Origin of the sequence: Paenibacillus algicola (assembly GCF_005577435.1) — a bacterium.
In the GTDB taxonomy this organism is placed as follows: Bacteria; Bacillota; Bacilli; order Paenibacillales; family Paenibacillaceae; genus Paenibacillus_AQ; species Paenibacillus_AQ algicola.
Map to the genome: position 1 here is coordinate 572848 of NZ_CP040396.1, position 20405 is coordinate 593252.

The 20405-nt window shown below is 56.6% G+C and carries 20 protein-coding genes; 15 read left to right on the top strand and 5 right to left on the bottom strand.

Translation table 11 applies throughout. From position 1 onward, the window contains the following. Window position 1: 1 nt before the first annotated feature. From E6C60_RS20790 to E6C60_RS02605, 8 genes are all read left to right on the top strand, one after another. Window positions 2–1810, top strand: a complete 1809-nt coding sequence (locus E6C60_RS20790) for a hypothetical protein (RefSeq protein WP_175415158.1) — start codon at window positions 2–4, stop codon at window positions 1808–1810. Then, entirely contained in the window at window positions 1810–2463 is a 654-nt protein-coding gene (locus E6C60_RS02575; protein ID WP_138224322.1) for a class D sortase, read from the top strand. Before E6C60_RS20790 ends, E6C60_RS02575 begins: the two co-directional genes overlap by 1 nt. 199 nt (window positions 2464–2662) lie before the next feature. After that, entirely contained in the window at window positions 2663–2950 is a 288-nt protein-coding gene (locus E6C60_RS02580) for a hypothetical protein (protein WP_233281110.1), read from the top strand. A gap of 461 nt (window positions 2951–3411) precedes the next feature. Next, a complete protein-coding gene (locus E6C60_RS21100; protein ID WP_138224323.1) occupies window positions 3412–4062 on the top strand; it encodes a hypothetical protein in 651 nt (216 codons plus the stop codon). Window positions 4063–4141: 79 nt separating this feature from the next. Continuing rightward, window positions 4142–5557, top strand: a complete 1416-nt coding sequence (locus tag E6C60_RS02590) for an ATP-binding protein (protein ID WP_138224324.1) — start codon at window positions 4142–4144, stop codon at window positions 5555–5557. 75 nt (window positions 5558–5632) lie between these two features. After that, window positions 5633–6934: an MFS transporter gene (locus E6C60_RS02595; protein ID WP_138224325.1), complete on the top strand. Its 1302-nt coding sequence runs from the start codon at window positions 5633–5635 to the stop codon at window positions 6932–6934. A 24-nt stretch (window positions 6935–6958) separates the two neighbouring features. After that, complete coding sequence (locus E6C60_RS02600) at window positions 6959–7639, top strand: oxidoreductase (protein WP_138224326.1); 681 nt, start codon at window positions 6959–6961, stop codon at window positions 7637–7639. 76 nt (window positions 7640–7715) lie between these two features. Beyond that, on the top strand, window positions 7716–8099 hold the full coding sequence (locus E6C60_RS02605; protein ID WP_138224327.1) for a RidA family protein: 384 nt from the start codon (window positions 7716–7718) through the stop codon (window positions 8097–8099). An 84-nt stretch (window positions 8100–8183) separates the two neighbouring features. Here the strand turns inward: E6C60_RS02605 and E6C60_RS02610 are convergent, their stop codons facing one another. Next, complete coding sequence (locus E6C60_RS02610; protein ID WP_138224328.1) at window positions 8184–8939, bottom strand: tryptophan-rich sensory protein; 756 nt, start codon at window positions 8937–8939, stop codon at window positions 8184–8186. Window positions 8940–9152: 213 nt separating this feature from the next. Between E6C60_RS02610 and E6C60_RS02615 the strand changes: the two genes are divergently transcribed. From E6C60_RS02615 to E6C60_RS02625, 3 genes are all read left to right on the top strand, one after another. Then, on the top strand, window positions 9153–12314 hold the full coding sequence (locus E6C60_RS02615) for a DEAD/DEAH box helicase (protein ID WP_138224329.1): 3162 nt from the start codon (window positions 9153–9155) through the stop codon (window positions 12312–12314). Between the two features lie 60 nt (window positions 12315–12374). Beyond that, window positions 12375–13067 (top strand): hypothetical protein, encoded by a 693-nt coding sequence (locus E6C60_RS02620; protein ID WP_138224330.1) that lies wholly within the window; start codon window positions 12375–12377, stop codon window positions 13065–13067. A 346-nt stretch (window positions 13068–13413) separates the two neighbouring features. Beyond that, window positions 13414–14409 carry a M15 family metallopeptidase gene (locus E6C60_RS02625; RefSeq protein WP_233281111.1) on the top strand — a complete coding sequence of 332 codons (996 nt, stop codon included), beginning with the start codon at window positions 13414–13416 and terminating at the stop codon, window positions 14407–14409. A gap of 136 nt (window positions 14410–14545) precedes the next feature. Here E6C60_RS02625 and E6C60_RS02630 read toward each other — a convergent pair whose 3' ends face one another. Beyond that, window positions 14546–14914: a hypothetical protein gene (locus E6C60_RS02630; protein ID WP_138224331.1), complete on the bottom strand. Its 369-nt coding sequence runs from the start codon at window positions 14912–14914 to the stop codon at window positions 14546–14548. Window positions 14915–15220: 306 nt separating this feature from the next. Here E6C60_RS02630 and E6C60_RS02635 point away from each other — a divergent pair, with 306 nt between their 5' ends. From E6C60_RS02635 to E6C60_RS02650, 4 genes are all read left to right on the top strand, one after another. Further along, a complete protein-coding gene (locus E6C60_RS02635; protein WP_138224332.1) occupies window positions 15221–16072 on the top strand; it encodes a zinc ribbon domain-containing protein in 852 nt (283 codons plus the stop codon). A gap of 123 nt (window positions 16073–16195) precedes the next feature. Next, a complete protein-coding gene (locus E6C60_RS02640) occupies window positions 16196–17056 on the top strand; it encodes a TrmB family transcriptional regulator (protein ID WP_138224333.1) in 861 nt (286 codons plus the stop codon). Window positions 17057–17168: 112 nt separating this feature from the next. Then, window positions 17169–17474, top strand: coding sequence for a hypothetical protein (locus E6C60_RS02645; protein WP_175415159.1), 306 nt, complete (start codon window positions 17169–17171; stop codon window positions 17472–17474). Window positions 17475–17569: 95 nt separating this feature from the next. Beyond that, the gene (locus tag E6C60_RS02650) at window positions 17570–18667 is read left to right on the top strand and encodes a metallophosphoesterase (RefSeq protein ID WP_175415160.1); all 1098 of its coding nucleotides are present in this window, start codon (window positions 17570–17572) and stop codon (window positions 18665–18667) included. Here E6C60_RS02650 and E6C60_RS21105 read toward each other — a convergent pair. From E6C60_RS21105 to E6C60_RS02665, 3 genes are all read right to left on the bottom strand, one after another. Beyond that, window positions 18651–19325, bottom strand: coding sequence for a hypothetical protein (locus tag E6C60_RS21105; protein ID WP_138224336.1), 675 nt, complete (start codon window positions 19323–19325; stop codon window positions 18651–18653). The genes E6C60_RS02650 and E6C60_RS21105 overlap by 17 nt on opposite strands. A gap of 234 nt (window positions 19326–19559) precedes the next feature. After that, window positions 19560–19898 (bottom strand): DUF4870 domain-containing protein, encoded by a 339-nt coding sequence (locus E6C60_RS02660; RefSeq protein WP_138224337.1) that lies wholly within the window; start codon window positions 19896–19898, stop codon window positions 19560–19562. A gap of 97 nt (window positions 19899–19995) precedes the next feature. Continuing rightward, window positions 19996–20274: a transposase gene (locus tag E6C60_RS02665; protein WP_138224338.1), complete on the bottom strand. Its 279-nt coding sequence runs from the start codon at window positions 20272–20274 to the stop codon at window positions 19996–19998. Window positions 20275–20405: the final 131 nt, after the last annotated feature.

Genomic DNA, 20405 nt, shown 5'->3' on the forward strand with positions numbered 1-20405 from the left:
TATGAAATGGACAAATAAATGGGTTATGGCTGCGGCAGTGAGTGTTCCGGTGTTGTTTGCTGCCACGGTTGGCGGTGCTTCTGTGGAGGCTGCAGCGGAAAGGAATGCTAACGAGTCAAGCTCGCGCGCGCTGCTCGAAATCCGGCTGGATAAGCTCCCGCTGGTCGAGAAGGTGCATGTGGGAGTGCTGGAGCATAAGCATGGGGAGAAGGACAGCCATCATGAAGGAGGCCACAGCGAAGAGGGTACTGATCACGAAAGCACCGAGGAGGAAAATGCCGATCCAGGAAGCAATAATGAGCAGTATGGAGATCAAGGAAACATGGATGAGCAAGATGCTGATCCCGAGGTGAGCGAAAGTCAGAAGCGGGAGAAGCGTGCCCTGGTGGACCTGGATCTCAAGGACAGTGTGCTGGGCGAACGTGCGCATGTGGGTGTGCTGGAGCATGAGCATGAGGTGAAGGACAGCCAGCGTGAAGGAGTTCAGGGCGACGATGCTAATCCCGAGGTGAGCGAAAGTCAGAAGCGGGAGAAGCGTGCACTGGTAGACCTGGATCTCAAGGAAAGCGTGCTGGGCGACCGTCTGCATGTGGGTGTGCTGGAGCATGAGCATGAGGTGAAGGGCAGCCAGCGTGAAGGAGTTCAGGGCGACGATGCTGATCCCGAGGTGAGCGAAAGTCAGAAGCGGGAGAAGCGTGCCCTGGTAGACCTGGATCTCAAGGACAGTGTGCTGGGCGACCACGTGCATGTGGGTGTGCTGGAGCATGAGCATGAGGTGAAGGGCAGTCAGCGTGAAGGATTTCAGGGTGACGATGCTGATCCCGAGGTGAGCGAAAGTCAGAAGCGGGAGAAGCGTGCCCTGGTGGATCTGGATCTCAAGGAAAGCGTGCTGGGCGAACGTCTGCATGTGGGTGTGCTGGAGCATGAGCATGAGGTGAAGGGCAGCCAGCGTGAAGGCGTTCAAGGCGACGCAAAAACAAGTGAGCGAGCGCTGCTCGATCTTGATCTGCTTGATGGCATTATAGGTGACACAGAGTTGTCTGTTTTGGAAACAGTCGCAAGCCGTAACGATGACGGTACACGTTATACGGAACGCTCAGGAGTCAGACTGAATCTGTCTCCAGTCTTGCTGCCCTTGGATTTGAATCTTGGCGTTCTCACAAGCTCCAGCCAGACCATCCCAGGACAAGATGACAACGCTGGCGGAGACAACACCGGAGGAGACAACGCTGGCGGAGACAACACCGGAGGAGACAACACCGGAGGTGATAACGCTGGCGGAGACAACACTGGCGGCGACAACGCTGGAGGCGACAACACCGGAAGTGACAACACCGGAGGAGACAACACTGGCGGAGACAATACCGGAGGTGACAACGCTGGCGGAGAGGGCTCAGATGGCTTTGCGGCTGGTAATACAGACGCATCCGAAGATAGTTCCACAGGAGAAAGCAATAGCGGTAATGCCGATCCTGGCGCTGTTGAAGGCGGTAGTGGAGAGCAAGCCGGAGCGACAGACGGCTTAAACAGCTCTCGTCCGAGGACTGGTGAGGTGTCGCTTACAGAAGGCAACGGAAGCGCAGCCGGCAGCTTAGGATACAGCTATAGTAGTGAGCGGGCAGAGGCATCTCTGTCAGGTAACGCTGCATTCACACCATTGCTGGCAGGTACTAACGCTTCCATTCAAGAAGGGAGCTTCCCGAGAACAGGAGGACTTCTCGACAGCAGCTGGCTGGTAGTAGCAGCCTTGGCGCTGCTGCTCCTGGGAGCGGGCCTGACCGCATATCCGACCCTCCGGGGGAAGCTGTAATGCGCTCCCGGCGGCGATTTGTAACAGCAGGTATTTTTACAATGCTCGCAGGCCTTGTCACCTTGGTGCAGGTGCTGCACACCACTTCGGAAACCGACCGGATTCAAAAGGATTTGAAGGCAGCGGTATACCATGAACAGGTGTATGAAAATCCGCAAGCCAGCCAGTCTCATCCACGTGCAGTATCGGAAAAACCCGGTATCGCACGCACACAGAGTGCATCGGTCGCAGCGCCGAAGGAGATCCAAGGTGTAGCAACAGCAGCGGAGGGTGTTTTGAAATATCCATCGATCGGGGTGGATGCTGCTGTGGTATCCGGCGTGTCGGAGGAGGAGCTGAATCATGCGCTTGGCATCATGGGAGAGGATGTGCCGGGGACAGATGGAAGTCATGCTGTAATTGCTGGACATCGTTCCGGTATTACGGGAAAGTTTTTCAACACACTCCATCAGGCCCGGGAAGGGGATGTATTCAGCTATCATACGAGCGAGGGGGTGCTGCGCTATAAAGTGGTAAGTCTTCAGGTGGTTACACCGGATAAAATCGATGCTGTGCGCCCGGTGCCTGGGGAGAGCCGGATGACGCTGGTCACCTGCTACCCCAATTATTCCAACGCCTACAGGCTGCTGGTGACAGGTATTCAAGTGGATTAAGCTCTTTTGGCTGTCGCCATCAATGAATAGCGGTAATCCATGAAGCACCGATTCATCCTGACTTCAAGCGGGTAACGACACTTATAAGCAATCGTGATGACGGGACGGAACAAAACAAGTAGGACCAGTAAAGATACCGGGAGGCAGTGGCGACGACCGCAGAAACCGAGGCGGCACAAATCCAAGGCAGGGAGAGGCGATGATTATGTATAACAGCAAGGTAGTGACCGGCAGAATCATTGAAATCCGTGACGATCATGTGGTGACGCTTCAAGGGGATACGGTGAGCACGTATCATTTGAAGTATTACACGATGACGAACGAAGAGCTCCTCTCTTTGCCTGAAGCGGAAGCTGCGATGGTGCAGGCCGCCGCTGCACGCTCCGAGGAGGAAGAAGTGACCGGAGTGAGGGGCTGGCTTAGCCGGGAGCGGAACCCGCTGACCTCCTGGTTGACAATATGGAAAAAAAGCGCAAATCGAGCCTGACCGCCGCATTCGTCCTAAAAGGTGCTGCGTCAAGCTCGGAGGGGCTGTTCCTCAGTCATTAAAGATGATTGAGGAACTCCCCTTTTTTAGTTTGTCCAAGGTAAAATAGCGGTGCTTGAGCGTTGTTCTTGCACGGCTATTTTTTTGTTTATTGATAATCTTTCGATTAAGGCAGGCTGTCTTTTGGTTTCTGAGGTTACTTATGGGACATCCCCTTGCGACCGTTTCATGCGCGGGCGATTGAGGCGTGCCCGAAGGCGGTAGACGCTAAATGAATTCGGAATTTCGCTTTCGTTTGCTATAGCTCTGCGCTGGCGCTGCAACGAGTTCGGTTTTTCGCATTCGTTTGCTCCGTATCCGTGCTGGCGGCGTAACGAGTTCGGTTTTTCGCGTTCGTTTGCTATAGCTCTGCGCTGGCGGCGCAACGAGCGCGGTTTTTCGTATTCGTTTGTTCCGTATCCGTGCTTGCGCTGCAACGAGTTCGTTTTTTCGCGTTTGTTTACTCCAGATCCGTGCTGGTGGCGCAACGAGCGCGGTTTTTCGCATTCGTTTGCTCTATATCCGTGCTGGTGGCGCAACGAGTTCGGTTTTTCGCGTTCGTTTGCTCTATATCCGCGCTGGCGGCGCAACGAGCGCGGTTTTTCGTATTATTCGTTTACTCCGTATCCGTGCTGGCGGCGCAACGAGTTCGGTTATTCGCGTTCGTTTACTCCAGACCCGTGCTGGCGCTGCAACGAGTTCGGTTTTTCGCATTCGTTTGCTCCGTATCCGTGCTGGCGGTGCAACGAGTTCGTTTTTTCGCGTTTGTTTACTCCAGATCCGTGCTAGCGGTGCAACGAGTTCGTTTTTTCGCATTCGTTTGCTCCGTATCCGTGCAGGCGGCGCAACGAGTTCGTTTTTTCGCGTTCGTTTGCTCCAGACCCGTGCTGGCGGCGCAACGAGCGCGGTTTTTTGCATTCGTTTGCTCTATATCCGTGCTGGCGGCGCAACGAGCGTGGTTTTTCACGTTCGTGGACCGCGATTGGAGCGAACTGGCGCGACGAACGCGGAATTTCACGTTCATGGACCGCGATTGGACCGCGCTTGGTGCGAAATCATGCAACGAGGCATGAAGCATTTATGATACAATCTAACATGTTATTTAAGTATGATCTTACAGCGTAAAACGACAGATCACGCGCGGGAGGGTTCATGAACTCGTTTTTAACGACATTTCTGGTAAATACGGCGGTGCTGCTTACGGCAGCGTATCTGGCTAATCTGTTTTATAAATATGTGCTCAGCCGTACCTCAACCTTTACGATGTATTTCGTTTCCATCCTGCTGCTTATTTTGGGAGGCTGGGCCTGCTCCTTTTTCGGGTATCGCGTCAGTGAGGACATCATCTTTGATCTGCGCTTTGTGCCTTTGATTATCGCGGTGTTCGGTTACCCCCGGGCTTTTCCGCTGGTCATCATCGGGACGGGGATCGGGCTGCTGCGGTTTACCTTTGGTGTGAATGAAGCCGCCGTGGCGGGTTTCGTTAATTTGACGCTGCTCGGTATATTAAGCGCTTGTCTGAATGTCTGGTTCCGGCGAAGCCACCGTTCGCTCTACGTGAAAGGCTTTGTGGTGGTGGCTGCCGTCAATGTGATGAATACGATCAATATAGCCGTGTTTGGCGTGCTTCCGGTAGAGGAATTTCTGCGCCTGGTCGCCGTCAGAACGTTCCCGCTGGGGCTGATGCTGAGCGCGGGCTGTGCGCTGCTATTTCATGAGTTTTATCAGGAGCTGAGCCGAATGAGACAGCTTCGAATCGTCAATGCCGAGCTATCCCGTCAAAAAGACGCGCTGGAGCGCGCACAGCTCATCCTGGAGGAGCGCGCCAAGGAGCTGGCGCTGGCGTCCCAATACAAAAGCGAGTTTGTTGCAAATATGTCGCATGAGCTGCGTACTCCGCTGAACAGCATCATCAACCTGGCCCAGCTGATTCACGAAGGCGATGAAGGCAAGCTGCCGGAGGGAACGATGGAATATGCACGGCTGATTCACGTATCAGGCTACGATCTGTTAAATCTCGTGAACGACGTGCTGGATTTATCCAAAGTAGAGGCAGGACATCTGGATATTACGATGGAGGATATCAACATCCGGGAAATGATATACATGCTTCATATGTCCTTTGAGGTAACGGCTGCGAAGCAGGGCCTTGTCTTTGAGCTGGAGCTGGGGGAGGACGTTCCGGAACGCTTTATCTCTGATCCGCAGAGGGTGAATCAGATTGTACGCAACCTGCTCTCCAATGCTTTTAAATTTACGTCGGAGGGCAGTGTAAGGCTGACGGTGAGATCTGAACGAGATGGGGAGTCTGACATCGAGTGGCTGGTCGTTTCTGTTACGGATACCGGTATTGGAATTCCAAAAAATCAGCAGGCCTTGATCTTTGAAGCGTTTGAGCAGGGCGACACCTCCATTACGCGGAAATATGGGGGCACCGGGCTCGGGCTGTCGATCAGCCGGGATCTGGCACGGCTGCTGAACGGCTTTATCGAGGTGGTCAGCAGCCCGGCAGAGGGGAGTACCTTTTCGCTGTATCTGCCGCTTCGCAATCCTGAAAAAACGCTATGAAAATTTTTCATTCCTTCTTATTGACAGCGGCGGATCCGGGTGTAGAATGGGGTCAAAGAGAATTGGGTCAGCCATTTGAAGACATCGAAGGAGTGTATCCCCATCAAGGCCGTAAGAGTTGCATACAGACCTCAGCGTCTTACCTCGCGTCACCGCAAGCACCTGCTCATTGCCAACTGGGAGGGTGTGCCTGCCGTAACGTACCAGACGCTGCTGGGAGGTCCGTTCCTGACGGGCTATCTGCTTTACCTGGGAGCGGAGTCCGGCATGATCGGCTTCGTCCTCGCCGTGACGACTTTTTTCAATATTATTCAGATTCTGACGGCTTATCTCGTTCAGCGCCTGCAGTACCGCAAGAAGGCAATGATCATCTCGACGGCTCTGAACCGTATTTTGTGGGGAACGACGGGACTAATCCCGTTTGTGTTTGACCGAGAGTGGTGGATCCCGGTGTTTCTCGTGCTCTATTCTGCTGCGTTTATCGCCGGGACGGTCTCGGGCATGCTATGGACCTCGGTGATCAGTGACATGGTGCCTGCCAAGGTTCGAGGCCGGTATTTCGGCATTCGCAACACGATGCTGAACGCCCTGGGTGCAGTGGTGCTGTTCGCAGGCGGCCTGATTCTGGACTGGTATCCGGGCGGCAAGGGCTTTCTGATTCTATTCGCGATTGCCTGGGTGGCAATGGCGGCGAATCTTCCGCTGTTCTTTCTGTATCCGGATCCGCCGTTTGAGCGCTCGAAGGAAACCCGGTTCTGGCCGATGGTGCGCAAGCCGCTGTCAGATCAGCCCTTTATAAAATCGACACTGTTTCTCGGCGGCTGGCTGTTTCTGCAGACGCTGGTGGTGCCGCTGTATTCCTATGCCATGCTGGATGTGCTGGAGATCAGCTACTCCGTCGTGTCCATGATGACGGTATCCCAGACCGCTGTGATGATGATTGGCTTCTACGTCTGGGGCAATTTGAATGCTCGATTCTCCAACCGGACGCTGCTCTTCTGGACGCTGCCGCTGATCGCGGCCTCCTCAATGGCATGGGGTCTGCTCTCCGTGCTGCCGGTCATTCCGGTGCTGCTGGTGTCGCATATGCTGCTGGGCGCAGGCGTCGGCGGCTTCAACCAGCTGGCCTTTAATTTTATGATTGGGGATACGCCAAAAGGGGATCGCCCCATGTTCATTGCCATGTATTCGGCCATTACCGGCGTGGCTGCATTTCTGGGGCCGCTGATTGGCGGCCAGGTGTTCAAGCTGCTGCTGGATGCGCCTGAATGGATGCAGCATTACGGATTTCAGCTGCTGGTTGGGGTGCTCATGCTGCTGACGGCATGGCTGCTGGGACGAAGAGTGCTGCTCGGCGGAAAGCAGGCGGCCTTATAAAGAAAGCGACAGGAGGAGTTACGGATGGGAATAACGTCTCTCGTAATGGGAGCGACAGGCCTTGTAGGACAAGAGGTCACGCGGCAGCTCTTAGCAAGTGACACCGTCGAAGAGGTTCGTATTCTGGTCCGCCGCGAGCCGGATTACAAGCATCCCAAGCTGAACGTGATCCTTGTAGACTGGGATGAGCTGCCAAGGTACAAGAAGGCTTTTGAAGGCGTGGATCAGGTATTCAGCTGTCTTGGAACCACGATCAAGAAAGCGGGCTCTCAAGAGGCATTCCGTAAGGTGGACGAGGAGTATGTCCTCTCTGGCGCCGCTTTGGCGTTGGAGAGTGGAGTGCCGCAATTTCTGGCCGTAAGCAGTATGGGGGCAAGCCGCTCCTCCAAAGCGTTCTATAGCCGGGTCAAGGGTGAAGTCGAGGAGGCGTTGTCACACCTCCCATTTCAAGGCGTACATCTGTTTCGTCCCTCGCTGCTGCTGGGGGATCGGAGTGAGCGCCGTTTGGGTGAGGACGTGGCTTCTGTACTCATGCGCCGTCTGGATTTCCTGTTTCGCGGGAAGCTGGCCCCGTACCGGGCCGTTCCTGCTTCGAAGGTCGCCCGGGCCATGGTGAACATTTCCTTCAGTCAGACGCGCGGGACCCATGTGTATCCGAATGATGTGATTCATGTCCTCGGGGATGATACAATACAAGAGCAGTAAGGCAAGTCTAAACGAAAATATCGTGCAAGCATGCAGGGAAACTTAGCGAAAGCCATTCAAGAGAGGGGAATATCCAATGGGCAAAAACATAATCAGCACGAGCAAAGCGCCAGGGGCCATCGGTCCATACAGCCAGGCCATAGAGGTCGGAGGCGTAATCTACACTTCAGGTCAGCTGGGCCTCGATCCTAGTAGCGGCCAGTTTGCTGAAGGCATCACCGAACAGACCAGAACGGCGCTTCAGAATGTAAAAGCGATTCTGGAAGAAGCCGGAGCCGGCCTGGAGCACGTGTTCAAAACGACGGTGTTTCTGAAGGATATGAACGACTTCGCGGCGATGAATGAAGTGTACGGCAGCTTCTTTCAAGAGCCGTATCCGGCGCGCAGCGCCGTGGAGGTAGCTCGTCTGCCGAAGGATGGCTTGGTCGAGATCGAGGTTATTGCGAAGGTGAAGGAATAAACAGCAGCCGGCATATGCACATAAAAGCTGCCTGTCACGCTCCGGATGGAGGTGACAGGCAGCTTTTTGCATGCATGACCGGATTTATGAAGAACGATGTCTTCTGAATATAAACAGGTACACAGCGTACAAGAAAATGGCAGCTGCCAGCCCAAAAGCCGTGACCATGAGAACATCTTCCTCGCGATGCTCTACGGCAATAGCAATCAAGGCCCAGACGAATACAAGCGGCAGCACCCAGTCCCTCGTAGGGAAACTGATTGCAATGACGAGAAGCGCGCCGATGCAGAGCAGGGCAATGCTCCAGCCAAGCTGGGACAAGCCGAATGGAGACCATTCGTTCTTGTAAATCAGAGTACCGATATTAACGAGAGAAGCGGCACAGATCCAGCCCAGGTAAAGGCTGAACGGCAGCTTGATCAGCAGGGCTTCCCCGATGGTGGGCCGCAGAATACGGGTTTTGCGGTGAATGATAAAGAGGGATGCCAGCAGCAGCAGCATGACCAGTACCGACCACTCGATATACAAATGGTGCCACAAAAACAACCAGGCAATATTCAAAGCACTGCTTATTATAAACCAGGGGCCAATATCAAGCACCGAGTCCCTGGAGCCCGTGCTGCTGCGCAGCTGATAGATGATAAACCCCGCCAGCAGCACATAAATGACCGACCAGATCGTAAACGCGTAGCTTGCCGGGGTCATGTAAATGTAGAATTGATCGGAAATTTCCCGGGTGTTGCGTCCGCCCAGCGGCAGAGCGTTGGCCAGATAGTTGACCGCGATCGTGGCGATAAAGGCAATCAGGTTCCACCAGCGGTAAGGATTTTTTGTTTGCATTCGGTCTCCTCCTTTTACCCAAAGCATGAAATGCATCTTGCGGAGCTGGATCTCTAAACAAGCATATGCACGTTATATTGAACTTACCCATTTCTAATTAAATTAACCTTGAGGTTAATAAATACCGAAGTTTATAACTTGTTTTGAAATTGACGGGTAATCGTATAGAATAGGAATAATATCTGTTAAGCAGGAAAAAGACAGGAGACAACGATGAATCAACCGCTGTATGGCGTATGGCTTGGAGATGTGTTTTTTTGTTTCTCCGGCGAAATGTCGGAGCCTAAGGTGGATGCCTGGAGAAGAACCGTGAAAAAAATACAGCTGCCTGACGGCAGCCGCCCTTTTGCTGCGGCTGTGCTCAGGCTGGCGGAAATGCGCTTTCCTTCCGTTCTGGCGGAGAATGGACGGCGGAGCGATCGGAAAAGCCTGGGTGGAAGAACGCTGGAGGGCTTGGCGCTGCAGCCGCTGGATGCGCTGCAGTTTCTGCTGACCCTGGATGCTGATATATATAAACAGCAAGGCCTGGATTTGGGTGAAGAAATGACGTACTGGGCAGTCGCTGCGGCGTTTGCACAGGAGCTGCTGCAGCAAGGGCAGATTGCGCCGGGAACGGCGGAGCTTCCGCTGAGCGGCAGACGCCGGAGCGTAACGACGCGGATGCTAAAAGCGGTTTGGAAGCCTCAGCTGACGGGGAAAGCGGCAGATGTGTTTCTGAAGCTGGCCGCCAGTATGCCGCCGATCGGCTACGGTGCTCCGGCGGCGCTGGCCGGCAGTGAGCCTGCCAGCCGGGAAGAGGCGGGAGCGACCGTGCTCTATTCTTTCTTGTCCGCGTTATTGGATGCTGAAGGCCGAGAAGCTGTTCGGACAGCCGGCAGCCGACTGTCCCGATATTTGAGGGATTACCGGCGCGGACGTTCGCCGCTCAGTGAGCTGTGGTGGAATAGCCTGCTGACGATCCACCGGGACATTCCGCTTCAGGGCGCTGTAGAAGAAATGGAAGAGCTGGCTCGCGAAGTCGAGGAAACGGGACAGACTGCGATGCCGCAGATCCAGGGAGAAGAGCTGCCGCCGGAGCAGGGGACGCTTGCACTTCAGCTTCGCCTGGAGCCTCCGCTTCAGGAAGGAGAAGAGCAGTGGCGAATTTCGTTCTGGGCCGGCAGCCGGCAGGATGAAGGCCTGCTGCTGCCCGCCAGAGCGATCTGGCAGGGGGAGGAGCAGGATCGTTTACTGCGCGGCTTGGTCTATCCCGGCATTCGGGAGCAGCTGCTGCTGGAGCTGGGGCGGGCGGCAGAGCTGTCTCCAGAATGCCGTGAAGGGTTGAAAGGCCCGGCTCCAGAAGGCTGTTCTCTGCCTCTTGACGGGCTGCGATTGTTTCTGAAGCAGTCGGTACCGAAGCTGAACAAAGGAGGCATCAAGGTTCAGATGCCTTCACGCTGGAGCCGGGAAGGCAAGAAACGGGCCGGACTCTCTCTCAAAATGAATCTGGACAGCTCTATGGGAGGCGATAAGCCGGCACCGGTGCTGGGCATGCATCAGCTCGTGTCCTTTGAAGTGTCAGCGGCTGTAGGCGGGCTGCGCCTCTCCCGTCACGAGCTTGCGGCGCTTGCCGAAGCTAACATGCCCTATGTACAATTCCGGGGCGAGTGGATTGAGGTAGACCTGAAGGAGATCAATCAGGTGCTGCGCTTTATGAAGCGGCATGAACAGGGCGAAATGGAGCTGTCGGAATGGATTCACCTTACCGCAGAGCTGGACGAAGACCGGCTGTGGAAGGGACTGTTTATCGAAGAGGTCGAGAGCGCAGGCCTGCTGTCTTCGCTGTTGTCCGGTGACGGGGTCAAAAAGGTGCCGCTGCGCCCTGTACCGGGAGAGCTTCAGGGACAGCTGCGGCCGTATCAGGTGAAGGGCTATCAATGGCTCAGCCTGATGCGGGAGCTGGGCTTCGGCGTCTGCCTTGCGGATGATATGGGGCTCGGTAAGACCGTTCAGGTGATTACCTGCCTGCTGGACCGGCCGCAAGGGCTCGGCGGAGCTGCGGGCTGGCAGCAGCTGCAGGAGGATGGCGGGACTTCCGCTCAGACCGATGCGGCGGCAGACCGGAGCCCCGTGCTCATCGTCTGCCCGACCTCTCTCCTTGGCAACTGGCATCGGGAGCTGCAGCGCTTTGCCCCGAGGCTGAGTATTTATACGCATCACGGCACCCGAAGGCTGCGCGGTGCAGCATTTGAGCAGGAGGCCATGAGCTGCGATATCGTGCTGACGACGTATCATCTGGCAGGGCGGGACGGTCCGGAGCTATCGGCCATTTCGTGGTCAAGTGTGATTTTGGATGAGGCGCAGTACATTAAGAATTACCGCACGAAGCAGGCCCAGAGCGTGATGAAGCTCTCCGCCCCCCACCGGGTGGCAATGACCGGAACGCCGGTTGAGAATCGGCTGGCAGAGCTATGGTCGATTTTTCAATTTCTGAATCCCGGTTATCTGGGTACCTTTCATGCGTTCCGTCAGCGGTATGTGCTGGGCGAAGGACAGCAGGAGCGGCTGCGTGAGCTGCACCGCCTGGTCTCTCCGTTCATGCTGCGGCGCCTGAAGAGTGATCCTGATATCCAGAAGGATCTTCCGGAGAAGCTGGAGCTGAAGTCGTATTGCCGGCTGACCGAGGTGCAAGGAGCGCTGTATCAGGCTGTCGTGGACGAAATGGTTGGCCAGCTCGGTGCAAGCACGGGTATTGCCCGCAAGGGACTGGTGCTGTCCTCGCTCACCAAGCTGAAGCAGATTTGTGATCATCCCGTGCTGTTTCAGGGAGAAGAGGGCAGGCCGCTGCGCAGTGAGCAGTCGGGGAAGATGGAGCGGCTGCTGGAAATTCTGGACAGCATTGCGGATGTGGGGGAATCGGCGCTTATTTTTACCCAGTATGTCGGGATGGGGTCGCTGCTCGTGAAGCTGCTGGAGAAGCGCTATGGTGAGGCTCCGTCCTTCCTCCACGGCGGCGTTCCCAAAAAGGACCGGGATGAGATGATACGCAGCTTTCAGGAAGGGGAGGGCTCGCGCGTATTCGTGCTCTCCTTGAAGGCAGGCGGAGTCGGTTTGAATCTGACCCGTGCGAACCATGTCATTCACTACGACCGCTGGTGGAATCCGGCGGTGGAGAATCAGGCGACAGACCGGGCATTCCGGATTGGACAGTACAAGAATGTCCAGGTGCACAAGCTGATCTGCCAAGGCACACTGGAGGAGCGGATTGATGAGCTCATTGAGCAGAAGAAATCTCTCTCGGAGCAGGTTGTGGGCTCAGGTGAAACGTGGCTGACCGAAATGTCGGATAAGGAGCTTCAGCAATTAATTGAGCTGCAAAGCCAGGACTGGATGTAAATGGGGCGCCGTTGGAGGCTTATTGGAAGGCGGAGGGGCCGGTAAAGGAGGATGCATGTGATGGAGCAGCGACAGGCTGGCGAAATAGCTCTTTGCTTCTCAGAGGGCGAGATTAAGGGAAGTGTGCCGGGGGAGCCGCCGCTGGAGGCGGCCATTCCGTTGCGTCATGATGCGGGGGCCAAAGAGGAAGTACTGGCGCGTTTTGCAGCCGATCCGCAGGCGCTGTACGGCTTGCTGCAGGGCAAGCTGCCAGAGTGGCTGGCGCCTTTGTCTTCATCTGTGATGGATGAAGAAGCAGTTGTGGGCTGCTCCTGCGGGGGCACTGCCTGCAGCCATGCTGCTGCGGTGCTGGCCGCTGCACGGGAGCAGCTGGCGGCAGAGCCGCTTCTGCGCCTGGTGCTGCTCGGCTTGCCGCGCGAGGCGCTGCTGGCTGGCGTCTTCGCCGCATGGGCGCAGGCGTCAGCGCCGGCAGCCGGCAGCGAGGCCGCCGGGTCGGTCGCCGCGCCGAAGGAGAAGGCCCCTGCCGGGCCTTCTCCGGGCGAGTGGCTGGCCGAGGCCGCAGGCGAGGGGCGGCTGCACCGCCCCGGGCAGCTACTGGCGGAGGTGGAGGTGGGCGTAAAGCCCCCGCCTCCACCGGAAGCGCTGCGGCCGGCCGGAGACTGGGCCGGCCTGCTGCCCGGCGCCCGCGCCGAGGAGGCGCTCGCGCTGGTGCTGCGCCACGCGGCGGAGCGCCGCCGCCCGGGCGCGCGCTAAGCGCCCCGCGCCACGCGTCACGCGCCGTGCGCCCCGCGTCACGCGCCATGCGCCCCGCGCCATGCACCCGCGCCCCGCGCCCGCGCCGTGCGCCCCGCGCCATGCGCCCCGCGCCATGCACCCGCGCCCCGCGCCATGCGCCCCGCGCCCGTACCGTGCGCCCCGCGCTCGCGCCGTGCGCCTCGCGCACTAGCACAGGCTGTCCCTTCAACCCCGCGCCACAGCTGGCGCAGGGCTGAAGGGAAGGCCTGTGCTTTTTTTTCATACGGCGGAAAAGGGTTTGTCCACGGCTTCGGTAGTGGAGTACAATGGGGGTACGATGATTGGCATAAGGAGAGAATTAGAAATGAATATACAAGCAGGAGCCCGCAGGGCAAGTCTTTTGCTGGGCTGCATGATACTCACCGGAGCCCTGTTATCCGGCTGCAAGTCAGAAGGATCAGGCAGCGCCGAAGGGTCGAGCCTGCAGACTCAGTATAATCAACAGCCTCCAGCAGAGATAAAGGACGCCGCTCCGCAAGAAGAAGGAGCGCGAGAAGATCTCCAAGCAGCATCTCCGGAGGAGACACCATCCGGCTCTGCAGAGAATCCGCAGCAGGAGGCGGCAGAGAGTCCGGGTACGGAAGCAGCTCCGGACCCGCAGACAGATCCGCAAGCAGATCGACAGCCCGGCGAGGAGACAGATCATGTGACGGCCATGCGTATCGAGCAAGCGCTGCAGGCGACGGTGCGTGAGCAGAGCGGGCAGTGGATCGTCACCAATGAGAGCTCCCCCGCCGTAGTGGTGAACAAGCAGCGCAGCCTGCCGGAAGGCTACGAGCCTGCGGATTTGAGGGAGCCGAAGGTGCCGTTTTCTTTCAGTGAGCCCCATGAGAAGCGTCTGATGCGCACCGAGGCGGCTGCGGCACTGGAGGAGCTGTTTGCCGCTGCAGAGAAGGACGGCATGGAGCTCCGTGCCATTTCCGGCTACCGCTCCTACGAGCGTCAGCAATCCGTGTATCAGAACCATGTCCGCACCAAGGGCGAAGCTGAAGCCGCCAGAATCAGTGCGCTCCCCGGAACGAGCGAGCACCAGACGGGGCTTGCGATGGATGTTTCTTCTCCGAGTGCCGGCAATGAGCTCAGCGCTGCGTTTGGCGAGACCGCCGAAGGGAAGTGGCTGGCACAGCATGCGCCGGAGTATGGCTTTATCATCCGCTATCCTCAGGGCGAAGAGGACGTAACCGGCTATGTATACGAGCCCTGGCACCTTCGCTATGTAGGCAAAGACCTTGCTCTGGACATAGCCGAGAGCGGATTGACGCTGGAGGAGTATCTTGACGCGGATTTCATCAAGCTGTAAACGCCAAGCTAAGGAAGAGGCAGCTGCTCTCCCTACAGACGACAAGGAACCAGCTTCGGAAGGAAGCTGGCCCTTTGTCATGCCCAAAAAGCAGGCATCCTGTCACCGGATCCCTGCTTCCTGCACGGCATTTATTTTATTTGTTGAGCGGAGATCCTTCATAGCCGGGATCGTCATACCCCGTGTCCTCCACCAGCTTCGGAATAATATTCATGTCCTTGATCGTCTTCCTTGCGGTTTCGTCTCCGAACCGATAGATATAGCTGTACAAGGCAATTACAGTGTCATCATGCTCCTCGACCGCCTCGTCGTGATCCGCTGATTTGTACGGAATAAAGGTGCGGAGAAACGCATGCTTGTCGCTGCCCGAGGCATCCTTCATCAAATCTCTTAATTTCACGAGCTGATCGTCATCGACATATACAACAAATTCATTCGAATCGTAAGGCTCTTCCTGGATCAGGTTGTGCGCAATCGATATATAGTACTTTTTGTTCTCGCTCATAAAAAATCCCTCCGTGATCTCGTTTGCCCGGGGGCTCCCGGAGTGTAATGAAAGTATATCCATTGTTTACACTGCCCGCAGCCGGGTGAATCATAGCAGGAAGCTGAGCTTTGTGACTTGCTTCTTTTTTTTCAAAGGCTTGCAAATTTGGTATGATAGAGTCAGCTCTTGTCGTTTGCAACTTACAGCATACATATTATGAAAAGGCGCACGCGCCATACCAAAGAGCCTGAGAGTGAGCATATACTTGCAAGGATTGAAAACAATAGGATGATTACCCGCGGGAAATGAAGGAGGAGAAGCGATATGAATATTTTGCAGAGGCTGAAGGACGGTGCGAACAAAGCGACCGAAAAAGCTCAGCATGTCGTCGAGATCAATAAGCTGAACAGCCGGATTTCGGAGATTGAACAGCAGAAGAACAGCTATTATACCGAGATGGGGAAGGTTTTTTATGAAGGCTACCGTTCCCAGGATATGAGTCTTGCGGAGAAGGAAATGGTCAGCCTGGCCAAAGCGTGCGATGAGCTGGAGGAGCAGATTTACAGCTTGCGCGGACGAATCGCCGTTATGAAAAATGAGCGCCTCTGTCAGTGCGGCCGTACCGTACCGCTGGACGTTAACTTCTGTCCGTATTGCGGCAGCAAGCAGGAAGGCCGCAAGCCGTCCTATGAGGTGCGGCGTACAGAACGGACTCAGGACAGCGTGTATGAGGACGCTGCAGAAGAGTCACTGTACCGGGAAGAAACGGCAGCGGCGGAGCGCAATCCGGACGAAGGCTACAAGTATCGTGCTGGCAAGGATGAGAAGGAGCAGGCCCAGGACCAAAACCTTGAAGAGGACGATGAGTACTCTTTTGGAACGGAATACGAGGATTACGGCCCCGACGAGGATTCCTACGAACCGGAGGAAGAGCATGTGCGCCGGCAGCAGGAGGAGAAGGGACGGGAACGCCGTCATCTGGAGGAGCTGGAGCGGGAGAGAGAGCGTCAGCTGGAGCTGGATCGCAGAATCCGCTTCTGGCAGGAGAACAATCAGAGCCGGGATGCGGCTGCGGCAGAGGGCTTGGACAGAGATACGGTGAAATGCCAGATCTGCAGCGGCGATCTCACGAAAGGCTCGAAGTGGTGTCCGCGGTGCGGCGCCGAGCAAATTTGATTCATTAGGTCTGAGCACCGCACGCCAACCAGCGCGGGATCTGGCCCGGATTCATGAATGGTGACGATCCGCAAGATGCGTCAGGAGATCAGAAGCCGTAAACAGCACGGGGAGGACATAAGTATGGAACAGTTACTGCATCATCTGCGCAGCCTCGGTTTTACCGAGATTGAATCCAAAATCATCGTGGAGCTGGCTCGCCACGGCCCGGCGGGGGGGTACGAGATTGCGAAGCGGCTGGGCGCATCCCGCTCGAATGTGTATGCGGCCATGCAGCGTCTGGAGCGTCAGGGCGCGCTGCTGAAGGAGCCGGGAGAGCCGGCCCGTTACAAAGCGCTGCGTCCGGAGGAGCTGACCCGGCTCATTTCCGAGCGGGTGGAGTCGTCGCTTGCTTTTGTAGAGAAGATTTTGCCCCGTCCGGACGGTGTCCAGGACTCTTTTACCCAAAGCGACGGCGACAAGGCGGTATTGGAGCAGGCCGCCCGGCAGCTGGCAGGGGCTAGACAGGAGATCGTGGTGGATTTGTGGCGTGAGGAAGCAGCGCTGCTGCAGAAGGAGCTTGCTGCTGCGGAATCCCGCGGTGTCCGCGTGCTGTGGGCATGCGAGAGCAGCGAGCAGGGGATCTCACGCACCCTGGCCTGGCCGGGCTGGAAGGGGACCCAGGAGCGCAAAAGAGGCGGCCGCAAGTTCTCGCTGGTTGTGGACCGCGCCTGGTGCATGATTGGCATGAGAGGGGGCGAGCTGGACACCAGCGCGCTCGTCACTACGCATCCCGTTATGGTGGAGCTGCTCTTGAGCCAGTTCTCGCAGGAGCTGGTGCTGTTCGAGCTGGAGCAGGATATGGGCAAGGAGCTTGAGGAGCGCTATGGTGCTCATTTTGATGTCATTCAGAAGGAGTATCTGAGCCCGGAGTCCGAGGATGAGTTGGGCATTGAAGCCATGAAAGGAAATGACCGGCCTGCCAGTCAAAAAGAGACCGGATAAGCGCACCCTAGCGGTGCGTTTATTTTTTTAGAGCGTGGGTACATTGGGTAACATAGAAGTCACCCTGGTTATGGTTCTACATTTGGTTCTAAACCATGAAGGAGATGAGAGTATGGAATGTATCGTTCATTTTACTGTCGTTCAGAAAGAGGGGCCCAAGAAGCTGCGGGGCTTGATTTTTGTGGAGGCGGGGGAGCGGCCGGCGGGGGAGGATCTGATTGGCATGTTTGCGGATATGGACCTTCACGTAGTGCCGGATCCGGATGACAGCCAGCGGTTTTTGCCGGCCGGCCTGGACCCGGCTTTTCGCTACATTCGCGTGAATGAGCTCAATCTTGGTGAGGAGAAGCATCAGGAGGACCACAATTTGAAGTCGATATTAAATGAGCTGCTCTCCCCGAAGCGAGCCGGCTTCTAGGCGTGATCGGGGGCTCGTACCCCGCCGCTGGGATATCCCGTGCCTGCTTGCTATAATAGAGTTCATACCGTATATATCAAAAAAGGGGACTGAACATGTTTATAGCTGCTGGGATTGCCATACTGCTTGTTTACGCACTGCTGGTCTACTACATTGGCCGAAGCCTGTGGAAGTGGATGAGTCCGAAGCCGGCCCGCTGGCTGAAGGCCGCATATATTATCATACTGACCGTTGTTTCGACCTCGTTTATTCTGGGGCGGTTTTTTGGCGGCGTCACAATTCTGAGTATGATCGGATCATACTGGATGGCGCTCTTTTATGTTCTCATTCTGCTGCTGCCGCTGACGCATTTGCTGCTGTGGGTGATGAAGCTGGCTTCTTTGCACTCCCATCGTACGGAGAAAAGAGCCGGAATCACGGTACTGGTGCTGTCGGCCGCTATTATTGGCTTCGGAATTTACAACGCTTATAGTCCGGTAGTCCGCTCTTATGAGGTTACTATTCCCAAAGCCGCAGACGTGGAGTCTCTGAACATCGTGATGGCGGCAGATATGCACTTTGGACTGTTATCCGGCGCCGGGCATGCCGAAAGAATGGTAGAGGAGATGAACCGGCTGCAGCCGGATCTCGTGCTGATTCCGGGGGATGTCATTGACGATGATCTGGAGGCTTACCTGGACCTCGGCATGGTGGAGCTGCTGAAGGGAATTCAGAGTAAATACGGGGTGTACACCTCGCTTGGAAACCACGACCGCTTTGATGGAGAGATCACCGAGCTGATCGCAGCTTTGGAGCAAAGCGGAATGCAGGTGCTCTATGATGAAACGGCCGAGGTGCAGGGCATAACGATTGCGGGACGGCGGGACAAGCAGGATGCAGGTCGGGCGGGGCTGTCGCAAATCCTGAGTGGACGCGATTTGACCGCGCCCGTGCTGCTGCTGGATCACCAGCCGAACGCTTTGGACGAAGCGCAGGAGGCAGGGACGGACCTGGTCGTGTCGGGGCATACCCACAACGGTCAGGTGTTCCCTGGCAATCTCATTACCGGCGCGCTGTTTGAGAATGATTGGGGCTATTTGCAAAAAGGCAGCATGCACTCCATCGTAACCTCCGGCTACGGCTTCTGGGGACCGCCCATCCGCCTCGGCTCGCGCTCGGAGATCGTGCAGATCGAGGTCACCTTTCAGCCGTAGGTGAGCGGCGTGTGGGCGCGGGGCGTCTGTGTGGTGCTGGGGGCGCGTGGAGCGGTGCGGGCGCCGTGAGGCGCGGTAGGGCGTCGTGACCGCGCAACGAGTTCGGTATTTCGCGTTCGCTGGGCCGCCAGGCGTGGTAGTCGCGAAACGAGTTCGGTATTTCGCGTTCGATGAGCCGTAAGGCGCCGTGGTCGCGGAACGAGTTCGGTATTTCGCGTTCGATGAGCCGTAAGGCGTGGTAGTCGCGAAACGAGTTCGGTATTTCGCGTTCGTTGGGCCGCCAGGCGCGATAGTCGCGGAACGAGTTCGGTTTTTCGCGTTCGATGAGCCGTAAGGCGTCGTGACCGCGCAACGAGTTCGGTATTTCGCGTTCAATGAGCCGTAAGGCGTCGTGACCGCGGAACGAGTTCGGTATTTCGCGTTCGATGAGCCGTAAGGCGCGGTAGTCGCGAAACGAGTTCGGTATTTCGCGTTCGATGAGCCGTAAGGCGTCGTAGTCGCGCAACGAGTTCGGTATTTCGCGTTCGTTGAGCCGTAAGGCGTCGTAGTCGCGGAACGAGTTCGGTATTTCGCGTTCGTTGAGCCGTAAGGCGTCGTGACCGCGCAACGAGTTCGGTATTTCGCGTTCGATGAGCCTTAAGGCGCGGCAGTCGCGCAACGAGTTCGGTATTTCGCGTTCGATGAGCCTTAAGGCGTGGTAGTCGCGAAACGAGTTCGGTATTTCGCGTTCAATGAGCCGCCAGGCGTGGTGACCGCGGAACGAGTTCGGTATTTCGCGTTCAATGAGCCGTAAGGCGCCGTGACCGCCGCGCCAAGATAAAACAAGAGGGTGTCCCGAATTTACTTCGGGACACCCTCTTCAAGTTTTCTCGAGGCCCAGCTTCAGGCTTACTTACATTCGCGTGATCTGTTTTTCCGCAAAATACCCGATCCAGGGCAGCTTATACCAGCGCCCTTGTGCGGCGTGGATCATCATCATGAGCCACAGCAGCACGCTGACGAGACCCAGCAGAGCAGTCGCCAGCAGCCCGATCAGGGGCACGGCCCCGGAGAGCAGATGGGCTAGGGCAAGGATGCCGAAGGCCAGCAGAGACTGCAGGGCGTGGAACAAGACGTAGCGGCTTCTTTTTTCCAATGCGAGGAAGAGGATGCCGCCCACCATCGGAAAAAGATAGCAGAGCGTACCAGCCAGGTTCTCCGGCATTCCGGTAGACGATTTAAAGGGAGACATTGCACCAACTCCTTGTCTTAAGGCAAGCTACTCTACCTTATGAACGGAGCGGACAAAGTATGCCGTCAAGCCTCGCCTCGGTCCTCATGGGAGGAGTCTAGCCTTGACCGTCTGCGTTGCTGTATCGCGGATCCAGCTTGTCCTGCTTGCCGTGCCTTTTAGCTTTCACGACCATGCGCTCATCCGTGCGGCCCTCGTGATGGTTCTCAAAATCGTATTCCCTCAGGCGCCACTCCGTCGTTCCCAGCACAGGGTCGGCAGGAAACGTTTCGCCGCGCATCAGATGCTCCTCATGCCCAGCCTCATCGGTATACACACCGTCAACCTCCACCTCTTCTCTGGAAATAGGAGGCATTTCTTTATCTTTTCCGGCCATTTCGGTCTCGCTCCTTTCGAAAAAAGAAAATAGTGCCATGCCGCCGCGCAGTCCTTCATAAACAGCAGCGGCGGATATACACATAACCTCTCCAGTTCCGCGTCCAATTATCCATGGAGGTGGCGCGCCCG